We start from the raw sequence: 16,121 nt of genomic DNA on the forward strand, positions 1-16,121 counted from the left end.
TTAGCCCTGATAGCAGTGAAAATCCTTTTCCTTTTTTCTTTAAAAAGGAAAAGATTGCAACGTATAGCGGGAAATAGCTCCTAAAATTACACATTAATATCTTTAAAGTTATTCAATCTCGCATACCGAATCATATTGGTGAATGCCTCCTGGTCCAGTTTTGGTATTTCAAGAATGGAATTCAACAAAGTAGTGTCGTATTCATTGGCAGCTGTTGTAAAATAAGGGTTTAAATGTTTGCCAATACTTTCATAATACAATTTTTCGATAGTGTTTTTGTATTTGAAGTCTAATGGATTTTGTATTAAGGTAAAATTGGTATAACCAACTTCCTTCATAATTAACTGCAATCCATTTACCATATTGAAACTTTTATGATGTACAATATTAAGCTGTTCAATATCTTCTCTTTCGAATGTATTTACAATCACTTTTGCCACATAATCGACAGGAATAATGTTCAGAACGGTGTCTTCATTGACTATAAAACGCACATTTTCTTGATCTCCTTTTCGTTGGGAAGTGAAGTGAAAGAATTTAGCCAAAAGATAAAAAACCATATATTTCGAAATAAAATACTGGTTTTCGTTCCCCAACATTTTGCCTCCAATCACACTTGGGCGAAGAATTTGAAAGGGCAAGCCTATTTTTTTACATTCTTGTGCTATAAAATTTTCTGAATGGAATTTGGCATTTTCATACGCATTGCGGTGCTCCGGTTTGAATCCTAAACTATGAAAATCATTGTCAATTAATCCTTTTCGGTTTCCAGATGAAAAAGCAGTTCCAATGTAAATGAACTTTTTTATAAAAGGATGAAATAGATTGAAAAGGGATTTTGTGATTTTGGTATTTTCTTCAAAAATCTTTTCGCGTTGTTCTTCATCGGTAGATAAATTTACGAATCCCGCCGAATGGATAAAATAAGCACCTTTTATTTGACTTGAAAAAGTATCTTGAATTACAGCCAAATCGGTATCAATGATTTCAATGTATTCGTGCAGTTTTGCGATTCCTTTTTCTTTTATGATTTTAGGTGTATAACTACTGGATAAGAGTTCGTTTATTCGATCTAAAGCGGAGTTCTTTCCTTTATTTCGTGCAATAATAAATAGTTTTCCATCAATTTTAGTGTTGATGAAAAGCTCCAGAATTTCATACATAATATGAGATCCTAAAACTCCTGTAGCACCTGTAAGTATTATTTTCATTATCGTTTTGTTCTAAAAACAAATGTAGTTTTAAAAAAATTAAAGAGCACTTTTTTAAAACTACAAATGGGTACGGTTTTGAAAATTAATTTCGCTATCCTAAAGCTATTTTTTCTAAAGTATACGCAATCAATTCATCAACGGCTTTGTATGGATCTTCACTAAATGTTCCCGAAGCACGATTGGCAATGATAGCGTTCAACGACAATGCGTTATGTCCTAAAAGCGCCGAAAGTCCATAAATAGCTGCCGTTTCCATTTCTAAGTTTGTAATTTGGTTGTCACCAAATTTAAAATTATCCATTTTAGAATTTAGTGCTTCATCTTGAATATTCAAACGCAAAACGCGACCTTGAGGACCATAAAAACCACCGGCAGTTGCGGTAATTCCTTTATGCATCTTATTGCTTTCTATCATTTTCTCCAGTTTTTCGGAACAAGCAATTACGTATGGTTTTCCTTTTCGTAAATCCCAATTGGTGTGTTTTACAAAAGCATCTTCCATTTCAAGATTAGAAAATTCGTCAATCAAATAGGAGCGTAGCATGTTATCCAGTCCTAATCCAAATTTTGACATCACAAAACTATCCACAGGAATATCGGCTTGTAAAGAACCCGAAGTTCCAATACGGATGATGTTCAGTGAAGTTAAATTTTCTTTTGGCTGACGTGTTTTCAAATCAATATTGACCAAAGCATCCAGTTCGTTGATGACGATATCAATGTTGTCAGGACCAATTCCTGTTGACATTACGGTAATTCGTTTACCCTTGAAAATCCCAGTTTGGGTTTTGAATTCTCTTTTTTGAGTCGAAAATTCAATGCTGTCAAAAAATTGAGTGATTTTCTCCACGCGATTTTGATCTCCCACAAAGATGATATCGTGTGCAATATGTTCTGGTTTTAAATTCAAATGGTATACGCTACCGTCTGGATTTAATATTAATTCTGATGATTGTATCATTATTTTTTTGTTTAATGTTTAAGGTTTCAAGTTGCTCAACTGAATACTAATAACTGAACACTGAATACTTTTTACCCTCCAACACGTTTTACTTTAAATCCTTTTTCTTTTAAAATAGTCATTATTTTATCACGATAATCTCCTTGAATGATAATGGAGTCATCTTTGAAAGTTCCACCAACACTTAATTTGGTTTTGATTTCCTTGGCAAGAATTTTAAAATCCTCGTCAGTACCTTCATATCCTTCAATTATGGTAGTCGCTTTTCCTTTTCGTTTTTCGAATTTACAAATCATAGGTTCTTTTTGAACGTATAATTCGTGAGCCACTTCTTCAATTGGATCTTCAGGAGATGGTTCGTGATCTGGAAAAAGGTTTTTTAATTGGTCTTGTAAGTCCATGTTTTAAAAATTAATTAATTATTAAACCATTAAGAAGTTAAGAAAATTAAGTTTCACTGCTCTTAATCTACCTTAATTTCTTAATGGTAAAAAAACAAAAAGACATCAAGCAAACTCGATGTCTTTCTTGAACTATAAAATTATGAATTATTTTTTAATAAGCCCTAAATCTACTAAACGCTCGTATAAATAAGCTCCTGCAGTAATATCTTCGAATTTTTTTGGATGTTCTGCATCAATACAGCTTTCCAAACAATCCAATTTCATATCACTCACCGGATGCATAAAAAACGGAATAGAATAACGTGAAGTTCCCCATAATTCTCTTGGTGGGTTTACCACTTGATGAATAGTAGATTTCAATTTGTTATTGGTATGACGCGATAACATATCGCCCACATTAATAACTAATTCATCCGGTTCAGCAATGGCATCAATCCATTCTCCTTCGTGATTTTGCACTTGCAATCCTTTTCCTTGCGCACCCATCAATAAAGTAATCAAATTGATATCACCGTGAGCAGCAGCACGAATAGCGTTTGCTGGTTCAGAAGTAATCGGTGGATAATGAATAGGCCTTAAGATTGAATTTCCGTCCTTGGCATACTGGTCAAAATAAAATTCATCTAAACCAAGGTGTAAAGCTAAAGCTCTTAAAACATAAACTCCTGTTTTTTCCAGCATTTGGTAGGCTTCCTTACCTACAACATTAAAACGGGGAAGTTCATTTACTGCAACGTTTTCAGGGTATTCTGAAGCGTATTTTGAATCTTCAGACACGTATTGTCCAAAATGCCAAAACTCCTTCAAATCACCTTCTTTTCTGCCTTTGGCATGCTCTGTCCCAAAAGAAACATAGCCTCTTTGTCCGCCAATTCCAGGGATTTCATAACTGTGTTTTGTTTCTAAAGGTAGAGAGAAAAAATTTCTGATTTCACCATACAATTCATCAACCAGTTGGTCGTTTAAAAAATGCCCTTTGAGTGCTACGAAGCCAATATCTTCAAATGCACTTCCGATTTCATTTACAAATTTTTGTTTACGTTTCGGGTCGTCCGAAAGGAAATCACGCAAGTCAACACTAGGAATGTTTTGCATACTTTTAAATATTTTTTAATAACTTGAAGGTTTAAAACCTTGCACATACAAATGTAAAGAATAATTTTATATTTGAATTTTAAAACTTATAAACAATATAAAAAAATATAACAAAATAATGCTAAACTGTTATATTTTTTTATCTTTGAACCATACAAAAAAACCGTAAAAATGATCTTCGATAGAAAAAATCTTACTGACAATCAATTATTAGATTTATATAAAAGAATCCTCAAGCCAAGACTGATAGAAGAAAAAATGTTGATTCTTATTCGTCAAGGAAAGGTGTCCAAATGGTTTTCCGGAATTGGTCAAGAAGCTATTTCTGTTGGAGTAACAGCAGTTTTAGATTCAGATGAATACATTTTGCCAATGCACAGAAATCTTGGTGTTTTCACCGGAAGAGACATTCCGTTGTACCGCCTTTTTTCGCAATGGCAAGGTAAAGCTAATGGTTTTACTAAAGGTCGTGATCGCAGTTTTCACTTTGGAACACAACAATACAAGATTATTGGAATGATATCGCATTTAGGTCCGCAATTGGGCGTAGCTGACGGAATTGCTTTAGCCAATAAACTAAAGAAAAACGGAAAAGTAACCGCAGTTTTTACTGGCGAAGGAGCAACAAGTGAAGGCGATTTTCATGAAGCGTTGAATATTGCTTCTGTTTGGGAATTACCGGTGCTATTTGTCATCGAAAATAATGGTTATGGATTGTCAACTCCTACAAACGAGCAATACCGTTGTGAAAACTTGGCCGATAAAGGGATTGGTTACGGAATAGAGAGTCATATTATAGACGGGAACAATATTCTTGAAGTATTTAATTTATTATCTGAATTGAAAGCTTCGATGATAGAAAATCCACGTCCTGTTTTATTGGAATTCAAAACCTTCAGAATGCGCGGGCACGAAGAGGCGAGTGGAACCAAATATGTTCCGCAAGAGTTAATGGATATGTGGGCGATTAAAGATCCCGTAGAAAATTATAGAAAGTATTTAGCAGAAAACGGAGTTCTTACAGCTGATTTTGATGCGGCTTTACATGCTGAAATAAAGAATGATATCGATGAAAGTCTGGCTATTGCCAATGCTGAACCAGAAATTGAAGCCTCTTTAAGTGAAGAGCTAAATGATGTTTACAAACCGTATGTATTTGAACAAGTTAAACCTTCAGAAGAAAAAGAAAATATTCGTTTTATAGATGCGATTTCGGCCAGTTTGAGACAATCAATGGAACGCCATGAAAACTCCGTAATCATGGGTCAGGATATCGCTGAATATGGCGGTGCTTTCAAAATCACTGATGGTTTTGTAGCGCAGTTTGGTAAAGAACGTGTTATCAATACGCCCATTTGTGAAAGTGCAGTAGTTTCGGCAGGAATGGGATTATCGATTAATGGGTATAAAGCGATTGTGGAAATGCAGTTTGCTGATTTTGTTTCGACAGGTTTCAATCCAATTGTCAATTTATTGGCCAAATCACATTACCGATGGTTAGAAAAAGCAGATGTTGTAGTCCGAATGCCTTGTGGTGGAGGAACCCAAGCGGGACCTTTTCATTCGCAAACTAATGAAGCTTGGTTTACCAAAACACCAGGTTTAAAAGTGGTTTACCCAGCATTTCCTTATGATGCAAAAGGATTGTTGAATACTTCCATAAACGACCCGAATCCTGTATTGTTTTTTGAACACAAGCAATTGTACAGAAGCGTTTACCAAGATGTTCCAAAAGAATATTATACAATTCCATTAGGAAAAGCGGCTTTATTGAAAGAAGGAAATGATGTTACAATTATTTCGTTTGGAGCAGCAGTGCATTGGGCTTTGGAAACTTTAACAAAAAATCCTGAAATTTCGGCTGATTTGTTGGATTTGAGAACTTTACAACCTTTGGATACCGAAGCTATTTTCGCATCGGTAAAGAAAACGGGAAGAGTAATTATTTATCAGGAAGACAGCATGTTTGGAGGAGTTGCAAGTGATATATCGGCTATGATAATGGAAAACTGTTTCAAATATCTTGATGCACCAGTAAAACGTGTGGCAAGTTTAGACTCGCCAATTCCGTTTACAAAAGCATTAGAAGATCAATATTTGCCAAAAGGTAGATTTGAAAATGATCTTAAAGAACTCTTGGCATACTGATAGTTAGAATTATGATTAGGTTATTTTTAGTGTTTTAATTCTAAAAATAACCTAATATCCAATAGATAATTATAAAAATAAGAATTGTGCCAAAACAGCCTCCACCTAATTTTTTCGCACCGTAACCTGCAAGTATTGTTTTAAAAAATCCATTCATAATTTTAAAAATTTAAGTATTCCTTAAAGGTAATGAATATTTTATTAAAGTAGTCCTTAAGTTTAATTCTAGAAATATTTTATTACTTAGAGTTAATTCTTTGAGAGATATTATTTTATTATAAAATTTAGTTTAAAGAAATTGTATTTTTAAAAAATCAAAATCTTATCGATTGATTAATTTTGCTTTCTCCTTAAGAATATCACTGATTTTTCGATTTTCAATTTTGCTTTCGAGCCAAGAAATAATATCCAAATAGAGGAAAGCTCTTTTTTCGTACGTATTTGTTTCCAATTCTATAAAGCGCGCTCTCATTTTTAAAAACTCTTTTTTGATATCTGTAGGATAAATGGAGTTTAAATTCTTCATAAACTTAATGATTTCTTTTTGCACTTCATGTAAATCATTCATTTTGATAAGGAATTTATAAGTGTTTTTCAACTGATTTTCCAGATAATAATCTTTACCTAATTCATAATGCGCAATCAAACAGAGTATTCTGGCAAAACACATCAAATCTTCTCGCATCGAAAGATTTTTGTTGTTTATGATTTTTTCTAAATAAAAAATACACTCCGCATATTTTTCGTTCCCAAAATAAATTGACGCAAATTTATAATAGAACAACATTTCGTGATGTTCATCAAGATGGTCCGTGTGAATTTTTAATTTATTTAATACTTCAGGAATTAAGTATTCGCTTTCTGCAAAAGTACCTTCCAGAATATGGTAATTCAATTTATTATTATAGACATATAAAAATGATAATGACGCAATGTTATCATTTACCGGGAAATGAGAATCTTTAATCGTATCTTCTAAAAGTTCTAAATACTTTTTGAATTTTGATTTGTATTTCAACATGTATAAAGATTCTAATAAATAATGGTTTCCCTTTAGGAAAAATACAGGATTTAAATGAATCATGCTTGGATTATCATAAAACAGAGCCACCCATTTTAAAGAATATTTATAGCAAGAAAGGAAATCTTGCACCAGAAAACTTCTCCAAAGATTGGCGTTATAAAACCAGTATTTTTCCCTAAATCCGAATTTTTTCTCATCAAATTTAGAAATATGCTTATGGAAATAATCGTCTATATATTTGTATTCTTCGTCACTTTTAACATAACCGGTTTTAAGCATTATACCATACAGTTGTAGGGATAAATTAGATAATTTACTGGAAATTGTATTGCGATAATTTAATTCTTTTGCCTGAATGACCAATTCGTCAGCACGTCCTTGAATACTTCGGGTTATGTATTGTGATTCAATAAGTTTTTCGAATTCCACAATTTCATATGCCATGAGTTTTTCGTCATTCTCCAAAGCTAAAATTTTTGTTTTATCCAAGATTTTTAAACTTTGCTTGTACAACCCTTTATTGTATAATATCGCAGCAAAATCAATTTGTTCTCTAAGCTGATATCGAATGTTTTGACTGGGAATATTCAATCGTATGCTCACTAAAATTTGTTTGTACAAATATGATTTTAGATTCGATAATTGTACTTTTTTAATGATACCGCTTTTCAGAATAAGTTTCTCATCATAGACTTCTGATTTGTCTAAAATATTGAATAATTCGATGAATTTTGTATTAGAACTAGTTTCTAATCGGCTTGCAAAAATCTTAAATTGTCTTTTTTCAGATTTTGAAAGCGATTTTATTAATACAAATAAGAAATCTTTTTGATGGTTAGCCATTGTAAAATATAGTAGCTTAATATTTTGTTTTTCAGTCGCTTACAAAGTTATTATTTGTTTTATAAGCAGTATATTTCATTAAATTGAGTTTTATAATAAAGTAATGAAAGATATTTTTGTTATCAAGATGTGAAATTACATTAAATAAATGAAAATGAATAGAGAGAAAGTTCAAATTTTTGATACCACTTTAAGAGATGGCGAACAGGTCCCAGGATGTAAATTAGATACCAATCAAAAACTAGTTATTGCAAATCGACTGGACGAAATGGGTGTTGACATTATAGAAGCTGGTTTTCCTGTTTCTAGTCCAGGTGATTTTTTATCTGTTTCAGAAATAAGTAAAGTTATTAAAAATGCAGTTGTCTGTGGATTAACAAGAGCAGTGAAAAATGATATTGATGTTGCTGCAGAAGCTTTAAAACATGCAAAAAGACCTCGTATACATACTGGAATTGGAACTTCTGATTCGCACATAATACACAAGCTAAACACAACTAGAGAAGATATTATTGCAAGAGCAAAATTTGCCGTTTCACATGCTAAATCATATGTGGAAGATGTAGAGTTTTATGCTGAAGATGCTGGTAGAACGGACAATGAATTTTTGGCTCGAGTCTGCGAAGAAGTAATAAAATCAGGTGCTACCGTACTTAATATTCCAGATACAACAGGGTATTGTTTACCGGAGGAATATGGTGCAAAAATTAAGTATTTAAAAGAAAACGTAAAAGGGATTGAAAACGTAATCTTGTCTTGTCATTGTCATAATGATTTAGGAATGGCTACAGCTAATTCAATTGCAGGAGCAGTAAATGGAGCGAGACAAATAGAATGTACGATAAATGGAATAGGTGAAAGAGCTGGAAATACTGCTCTTGAAGAAGTAGTGATGATTTTCAAACAACATCCATATTTGAATTTAGATACGAATATCAATACTCGTCAACTAAATGAAATGAGCCGATTGGTTTCTGAAAGTATGGGAATGATGGTGCAACCTAATAAAGCGATTGTTGGTGCTAATGCTTTTGCACACAGCTCCGGAATTCATCAAGATGGTGTGATAAAAAATAGAGCGACTTATGAAATCATGGACCCTTTAGAAGTAGGTGTAAATGAATCATCCATAGTTCTTACGGCCAGAAGTGGTAGAGCAGCATTGGCCTATAGAGCAAAAAAAGTAGGTTATGAACTAACAAAAGTACAATTAGATGTTGTTTATGTGGAGTTTTTAAAGTTTGCTGACATTAAAAAAGAAGTGCTTGATGATGATATTCATCAAATAATTGAAGCTTGTAAAATGAATAAGGAATTAATCCTTAACTAAAATATTTTGATTTCTAATAAAATCTAAATCCTACTATTATGAACTTAAAAATAGCAGTACTTTCAGGAGACGGGATAGGTCCGGAGGTAATCTTACAAGCAAAAAAAGCATTGTATGCAATAGGTGTTGTTTTTGATCATGAGTTTGTTTTTGAAGATGCCCTTATAGGTGCTGTTGCTATTGAAAAAACAGGAAATCCTTTGCCGAAACAAACATTGAACCTTTGTTTGAATACAGATGCTATATTGTTTGGAGCAGTTGATGATTCAAAATATGATACCCAATCAGATTCAAAATCACTACCTATACAAGGGTTGCTAAAATTGAGACAAGCACTAGGATTGTATGCTAATATAAGACCTATCAAACCATATAATGACCTATTAGATTTATCTCCTTTGAAAAGAAAAATAATTGAAGGGGCTGATTTTATAATTTTCAGAGAAATTTCTGGAGGATCTTATTTCAGTGAAAAAAAGATTAACGAACAAGGCACTTTAGCTTCTGATTTATGCGAGTATTCCGAAGAAGAAATTATTCGCATCAGTCATTTGGCTTTTAGAACTGCACAAAAAAGAAAAAAGAAATTGACTTTGGTAGACAAAGCCAGTATTCTTGAAACGTCAAGATTGTGGAGAAAAGTAGTAACAGAAATTGCTGAGGGATATCCTGATGTAACTCTAGAATTTCTTTTGGTGGATAATGCTGCAATGCAAATCATCATTAATCCAAAGCAATTTGATGTCATTTTGACCGAAAACTTATTTGGTGATATTTTATCGGATGAAGCAAGTGTAATTACAGGTTCAATTGGATTATTACCATCCGCATCTTTAGGAAATTCAAATGCACTTTTTGAGCCTATTCATGGATCTTATCCAGAAGCTAAAAGAAAAAATATTGCTAATCCTATTGCTTCAATAGTATCAGCAGCAATGCTTTTGGAACATTTTGGTCTTCATATCGAATCGCAAAAAGTATACGAAGCGGTTCATAAAGCAATCGAATTAAATGTCGTCACTGCCGACTTAAATCCGTATTCAAAATTTGGCACTAATGAAGTGGGAGATTTTGTTTCGAATTATATTCTAAGCAAAGACGACTTATATTTTAAAAGTGACAATGTCTACATAGGCCAATCGACCATAGTTTAAAAAATAAATAATTGATGGTACCTATAATTTTTCAGAAAAACATAATACCTACAAACTAACATAATAATGGAATTAAATAAATACAGCAAAATAATCACGCAAGATGAAACACAACCAGCTTCTCAGGCCATGTTGTACGGAATTGGATTAACTGAAGAAGATCTTAAAAAAGCGCAAATAGGAATTGTGAGTATGGGTTACGATGGAAACCCTTGTAATATGCACTTAAACGATTTGGCTAAAGATATTAAGACTGGCGTCTGGGCAGTAGATTTAGTTGGTTTGATTTTTAATACTATTGGTGTCAGTGATGGAATTTCAAATGGTAATGATGGAATGCGTTTTTCTTTAGTTTCCCGTGATGTAATTGCAGATTCTATTGAAACGGTTATGGGTGCACAATGGTATGATGGAATGATTGCTGTTCCAGGTTGTGATAAAAATATGCCAGGAGCGCTAATGGCTATGGGTAGAGTCAATCGTCCTTCTATTATGGTTTATGGAGGATCTATTCACCCAGGAAAATGGAAAGGTGAGGATTTGAATATTGTTTCTGCTTTTGAAGCATTAGGAAAAAAATTCAATAACACTATTACACCTGAAGATTTTAAAGGTGTGATTCAAAATGCTTGTCCAGGTGCCGGTGCTTGCGGTGGAATGTATACAGCTAACACCATGTCATCAGCTATTGAAGCTTTAGGAATGAGTTTACCTTACAGTTCTTCTAATCCTGCTTTGAGTCCAGAAAAAAAACAAGAATGTGCTGATGCTGGTAAAGCCATCAGAATATTATTGGAAAAAGACATCAAGCCTAGAGACATTATGACTCGTAAAGCATTCGAAAATGCGATTACAATCGTGGCTGTCTTAGGAGGTTCTACGAATGCGGTTATGCACTTAATTGCAATGGCACATTCAGTAGGTGTTGATCTTACCTTAAAAGATTTCCAAGATATTAGTGATAAAACTCCATTACTTGCTGACTTGAAACCAAGCGGTAAATACTTAATGGAAGACTTACATAATGTAGGTGGAGTTCCAGGAGTAATGAAATATTTATTGAAAGAAGGTTTCTTACATGGAGATTGTTTAACGGTAACCGGAAAAACAATTGCTGAAAACTTAGCTTCTGTTCCTGATTTGAATGATGGACAACAAGTGATTCATGAAATCCAAAAAGCATTAAAAGCTACTGGAAATATTCAAATTTTATATGGAAACATTGCTTCAGAAGGGTGTGTGGCTAAAATTAGCGGTAAAGAAGGGGAGTTTTTTGAAGGTACTGCAGTAGTTTTTGAAAACGAACACGATGTGATTAAAGGGATTAGAGGAGGAGAAGTAAAACCAGGAAATGTGGTTATTATTCGTTACTGTGGTCCAAAAGGAGGTCCAGGTATGCCTGAAATGCTTAAACCAACATCTGCAATTATGGGAGCTGGCTTAGGAAGTACAGTCGCTTTAATTACTGACGGACGATTTTCTGGAGGTTCTCACGGTTTTGTAGTAGGACATGTTACTCCAGAAGCTTATGAAGGCGGAGGAATTGCTTTAATAGAAAACGGAGATGTGATTTCAATTGATGCTGTAAAAAACACCATTAATATGAAAATATCTGACGAAGAATTTGCAAAACGTAAAGCCAATTGGAAAAAACCAGAATCACCAATTAAACAAGGAGTGTTACTTAAATATATTCGTTCGGTCACAAGTGCCTCTGAAGGATGTGTAACCGATAAATAATTTTCAAAAAAGAAGAGATAGAAATAAGATATTTTAAATAGATGTTTCTAATTCTAAAAAATAATAAACGTACCCATGGGAACAAATAAAATATCCGGCGCCGAAGCCGTTATTAGATGCTTATTAGAAGAAGGAGTAGATTTGGTTTATGGCTATCCAGGTGGAGCTATAATGCCAGTTTATGACGAATTATATAAATTTCAAGATCAATTACAGCATGTTTTAGTGCGCCATGAACAAGGAGCAACTCATGCTGCACAAGGTTTTGCAAGAGCAACAGGAAAAGTGGGAGTGGCGATTGCAACTTCGGGTCCGGGAGCAACAAATTTAGTTACTGGAATTGCTGATGCTCAAATCGATTCGACTCCTATGGTTTGTATTACAGGACAAGTAGGGAAACATTTATTGGGATCTGATGCTTTTCAAGAAACAGATATCATTGGAATTTCGACTCCGGTGACCAAATGGAATTACCAAATAACGGAAGCTTCAGAAATCCCGGAGATTATTGCAAAAGCATTTTATATTGCAAGATCAGGTCGCCCAGGTCCAGTATTAATTGATATTACAAAAAATGCTCAGTTTGACGAAATTGAATTCAGCTATAAAAAATGTACCAGTATTAGAAGTTACAATCCGAAACCAGTTTTAAATATTGATAAGGTTAAGGAAGCAGCTGAAATAATTAATACTGCTAAAAAACCATTTATCATATTTGGTCAAGGAGTAATTCTTAGTGAAGCGGAAGCCGAGTTAAAAGCTTTGGTTGAAAAATCAGGAATTCCGGCTGCTTGGACTATTTTAGGACTTTCGGCAATGCCAACAGATCATCCGTTGAATGTTGGAATGGTAGGAATGCACGGGAATTACGGACCAAATGTTTTGACGAATGAATGTGATGTTTTAATTGCGCTTGGAATGCGTTTTGACGATCGTGTGACCGGAAATTTAGCTACGTATGCAAAGCAAGCTAAAGTAATTCATTTTGAAATTGATCCTGCAGAAGTAGATAAGAATGTAAAAACTACTGTAGCAGTTTTGGCTGACTTAAAAGAGTCTTTGAAAGCTTTACTTCCTTTAATTGAAAGTAACTCTCATGAAGCTTGGCACAATGAATTCAAAGAGAAATATGAAATAGAATTAGAAGCGGTAATCAATGACGAGTTAAAACCAAAGAGAGCAGGAATTTCTATGGGAGAAACGATTGAAATGATTAACAAACATTCTAAAGGAGATGCCATTATGGTTTCGGATGTGGGACAACACCAAATGTTTGCGTGTCGTTATGCCAAATTCAATTCGACAAAAAGTAATGTAACATCCGGTGGTTTAGGAACTATGGGATTTGCTTTACCAGCAGCGATTGGAGCCAAAATGGGAATGCCAAATCGTGAAGTCGTAGCCATAATTGGTGATGGAGGTTTTCAAATGACTATTCAGGAATTAGGAACTATTTTTCAAACTAAAGTTCCTGTGAAAATTGTGGTATTAAACAATGAATTTTTAGGAATGGTTCGTCAGTGGCAACAATTATTTTTTGACAAAAGATACGCTTCTACGGAAATGATCAATCCTAATTTTATAGCCATTGCTGAAGGCTATTATATCAAAGCGAAAAAGGTAACTAAAAGAGAAGATCTTGATGCTGCCGTTGCCGAAATGATGGCTTCAAAAGAATCCTTTTTCCTAGAAGTTATGGTAGAAAAAGAAAATAACGTATTCCCAATGATTCCTACAGGAGCATCGGTTTCTGATATAAGATTGAGTTAATATTATGGAAAATAAAACATTCACCATTTCTGTTTATTCAGAAAACAACGTTGGCTTATTAAACAGAATATCTGGTATATTCTTGAAACGTCATATCAATATTTTGAGTTTAAATGTATCCGAATCTGAAATTGAAAATGTTTCCAGATTTATCATTGTAGTCAATACAACCGAAAAATGGGTGCAAAATATAGTAGGACAAATCGAAAAACAAATCGAAGTCATCAAAGCATTTTATCATATTGATGAGGAAACTATTTTCTTAGAAAATGCATTATTCAAAATTGAGTCGAGCTTGCTTTTTGATGAAAAACAAATTCAGAATATAATCAAAGAAAGCCACTCTGAAATAGTTACAGTTTCAAGAGACTTTTTTGTGATTTCAAAATCAGGACAACGTGCTGAAATAGAATCGTTGTATGAAAAATTAAAACCTTTTGGTATCATGCAATTTGTACGTTCCGGAAGAATATCAGTTTCCAAAGAAAAAATGGAAATTTCAACTTTGTTGGAAGAACTTAAACAGTAATTTGTTTAAGTTTTAATTAGTAAACCTATCAATTATTAAATTTTACAATCATTAAATAATAAAAAATGGCAAATTATTTCAATTCATTACCACTTAGATTACAATTAGAACAATTAGGCGTTTGCGAATTCATGGACCAGTCTGAATTTGTAAATGGAATAAAAGCTTTAGAAGGAAAAAAAGTAGTCATTGTAGGATGTGGAGCACAAGGTTTGAACCAAGGTTTGAACATGAGAGATTCTGGATTGGATATATCTTATGCTTTGCGTGCAGAAGCAATTGCACAGAAAAGAGCTTCTTTCATGAACGCCGCTGATAATGGATTCAAAGTGGGAACGTATGAAGAATTAATCCCAACAGCTGATTTGGTATGTAACCTTACACCAGATAAGCAGCATACTGCTGTAGTTACCGCAATCATGCCTTTGATGAAAAACGGATCAACTTTGGCTTATTCTCACGGTTTTAATATTGTCGAGGAAGGAATGCAAATTCGTAAAGACATCACTGTAATTATGTGTGCGCCAAAATGTCCAGGATCTGAAGTACGTGAAGAATATAAAAGAGGTTTTGGTGTGCCAACTTTAATTGCGGTTCACCCAGAAAATAATCCAAACGGAGAAGGTTTTGAACAAGCAAAAGCGTATGCAGTTGCTACTGGTGGTCATAAAGCAGGAGTGTTGAACTCTTCATTTGTAGCCGAAGTAAAATCGGATTTAATGGGAGAACAAACCATTCTTTGTGGAATGTTACAAACTGGTTCTATTTTATGTTTTGATAAAATGGTTGAAAAAGGAATCGAGCCGGCTTATGCTTCAAAATTAATTCAGTACGGTTGGGAAACAGTAACTGAAGCCTTGAAACATGGTGGAATTACAAACATGATGGATCGCTTATCAAATCCTGCAAAAATTGAAGCATATGAATTAGCAGATGAATTAAAAGACATCATGCGTCCGTTGTTTCAAAAACACATGGATGATATTATCTCTGGTGAATTTTCAAGAAATATGATGATTGACTGGGCTAATGATGATATTAATTTATTGACTTGGAGAGCTGCAACTGCAGAAACTAACTTCGAAAAAACAGCTCCAACAAGCGCAGATATTTCAGAACAAGAGTATTTTGACAATGGTGTTTTGATGATTGCGATGGTGAAAGCAGGTGTAGAATTAGCTTTTGAAACAATGACTCAAACAGGAATTATTGAAGAATCTGCGTATTACGAATCTTTACACGAATTGCCTTTGATTGCAAATACTGTAGCCAGAAAAAAATTATATGAAATGAACAGAATCATTTCGGATACAGCAGAATACGGTTGTTATTTATTTGACCATGCTTGTAAACCATTATTGACTGATTTCATGAAAACTGTAGATATAAATGTGATAGGGAAACCTTTTTCAACTTCTAACGGAGTAGATAATGCGGTTCTAATTGCTGTAAACAAAAGTATTCGTCAACATCCAATTGAAGAAGTAGGTGAGTGGTTGAGAGAATCAATGACCGCAATGAAAAAGATAGGATAATATAATAAAATTACCACACAAGAGGGTGTGTTGGGATTAGCTCTATATCATTTGATTTCATAATATTTTGAATTAGTTAAAACTTATTAAAAAATAAATGGATATGGATGCTTGTACATTCACTTGACTTTAAACGAGCTTAAAGTTGAGTGAAGTAGTCCCTAAAAGATTAAGAGTAGTTAAACTATTTGTGTTTATATTTTTAATAAACCATGTTTGAAAATTAGTAGTAGAATTCCTTGATTGGAACGAAATAGTTTTGGTTGATTATTGTTCAAAAAATCATCGTTTTTAGTACTAAAATAATTGTTGTTAAATTTTGTTGATACAGAAGGTGAGGTAGATTTAAATCTAACTCGCCTTTTTGTGTTTTA

The 16,121-nt window shown here is 33.5% G+C and carries 12 protein-coding genes; 7 read left to right on the forward strand and 5 right to left on the reverse strand.

Annotated features, from left to right (window positions below; all coding sequences use genetic code 11):
• Positions 1-86 precede the first annotated feature (86 nt).
• From ACNQF6_RS10230 to ACNQF6_RS10245, 4 genes are all read right to left on the reverse strand, one after another.
• Positions 87-1,211 (reverse strand): SDR family oxidoreductase, encoded by a 1,125-nt coding sequence (locus tag ACNQF6_RS10230; RefSeq protein WP_417965569.1) that lies wholly within the window; start codon positions 1,209-1,211, stop codon positions 87-89.
• Between the two features lie 94 nt (positions 1,212-1,305).
• A complete protein-coding gene (locus ACNQF6_RS10235) occupies positions 1,306-2,175 on the reverse strand; it encodes a nucleoside phosphorylase (protein ID WP_417965571.1) in 870 nt (289 codons plus the stop codon).
• A gap of 71 nt (positions 2,176-2,246) precedes the next feature.
• Positions 2,247-2,576, reverse strand: a complete 330-nt coding sequence (locus ACNQF6_RS10240) for a translation initiation factor (RefSeq protein ID WP_121342010.1) — start codon at positions 2,574-2,576, stop codon at positions 2,247-2,249.
• A gap of 147 nt (positions 2,577-2,723) precedes the next feature.
• Positions 2,724-3,674 carry an isopenicillin N synthase family dioxygenase gene (locus ACNQF6_RS10245; RefSeq protein WP_417965573.1) on the reverse strand — a complete coding sequence of 317 codons (951 nt, stop codon included), beginning with the start codon at positions 3,672-3,674 and terminating at the stop codon, positions 2,724-2,726.
• 171 nt (positions 3,675-3,845) lie between these two features.
• On the opposite strand from ACNQF6_RS10245, the gene ACNQF6_RS10250 reads away from it, so the two are divergent.
• Positions 3,846-5,822 carry an alpha-ketoacid dehydrogenase subunit alpha/beta gene (locus tag ACNQF6_RS10250; protein ID WP_417965576.1) on the forward strand — a complete coding sequence of 659 codons (1,977 nt, stop codon included), beginning with the start codon at positions 3,846-3,848 and terminating at the stop codon, positions 5,820-5,822.
• Positions 5,823-6,144: 322 nt separating this feature from the next.
• On the opposite strand, the gene ACNQF6_RS10255 is transcribed toward ACNQF6_RS10250, so the two are convergent.
• On the reverse strand, positions 6,145-7,689 hold the full coding sequence (locus ACNQF6_RS10255; protein ID WP_417965578.1) for a hypothetical protein: 1,545 nt from the start codon (positions 7,687-7,689) through the stop codon (positions 6,145-6,147).
• A gap of 154 nt (positions 7,690-7,843) precedes the next feature.
• Here ACNQF6_RS10255 and ACNQF6_RS10260 point away from each other — a divergent pair, with 154 nt between their 5' ends.
• From ACNQF6_RS10260 to ilvC, 6 genes are all read left to right on the forward strand, one after another.
• A complete protein-coding gene (locus tag ACNQF6_RS10260; protein WP_417965580.1) occupies positions 7,844-9,019 on the forward strand; it encodes a 2-isopropylmalate synthase in 1,176 nt (391 codons plus the stop codon).
• Positions 9,020-9,057: 38 nt separating this feature from the next.
• Positions 9,058-10,173 (forward strand): 3-isopropylmalate dehydrogenase, encoded by a 1,116-nt coding sequence (gene leuB / locus ACNQF6_RS10265; protein WP_417965582.1) that lies wholly within the window; start codon positions 9,058-9,060, stop codon positions 10,171-10,173.
• A 66-nt stretch (positions 10,174-10,239) separates the two neighbouring features.
• On the forward strand, positions 10,240-11,913 hold the full coding sequence (ilvD, locus tag ACNQF6_RS10270) for a dihydroxy-acid dehydratase (protein WP_417965584.1): 1,674 nt from the start codon (positions 10,240-10,242) through the stop codon (positions 11,911-11,913).
• Positions 11,914-11,988: 75 nt separating this feature from the next.
• Entirely contained in the window at positions 11,989-13,683 is a 1,695-nt protein-coding gene (gene ilvB, locus ACNQF6_RS10275; protein ID WP_417965586.1) for a biosynthetic-type acetolactate synthase large subunit, read from the forward strand.
• A gap of 4 nt (positions 13,684-13,687) precedes the next feature.
• Complete coding sequence (gene ilvN / locus ACNQF6_RS10280) at positions 13,688-14,212, forward strand: acetolactate synthase small subunit (protein ID WP_315209807.1); 525 nt, start codon at positions 13,688-13,690, stop codon at positions 14,210-14,212.
• Positions 14,213-14,277: 65 nt separating this feature from the next.
• Entirely contained in the window at positions 14,278-15,747 is a 1,470-nt protein-coding gene (gene ilvC / locus ACNQF6_RS10285) for a ketol-acid reductoisomerase (RefSeq protein WP_417965588.1), read from the forward strand.
• The last annotated feature ends 374 nt before the right edge of the window (positions 15,748-16,121 follow it).

It is taken from the genome of Flavobacterium pasteuri, from assembly GCF_048286615.1.
In the GTDB taxonomy this organism is placed as follows: Bacteria; Bacteroidota; Bacteroidia; order Flavobacteriales; family Flavobacteriaceae; genus Flavobacterium.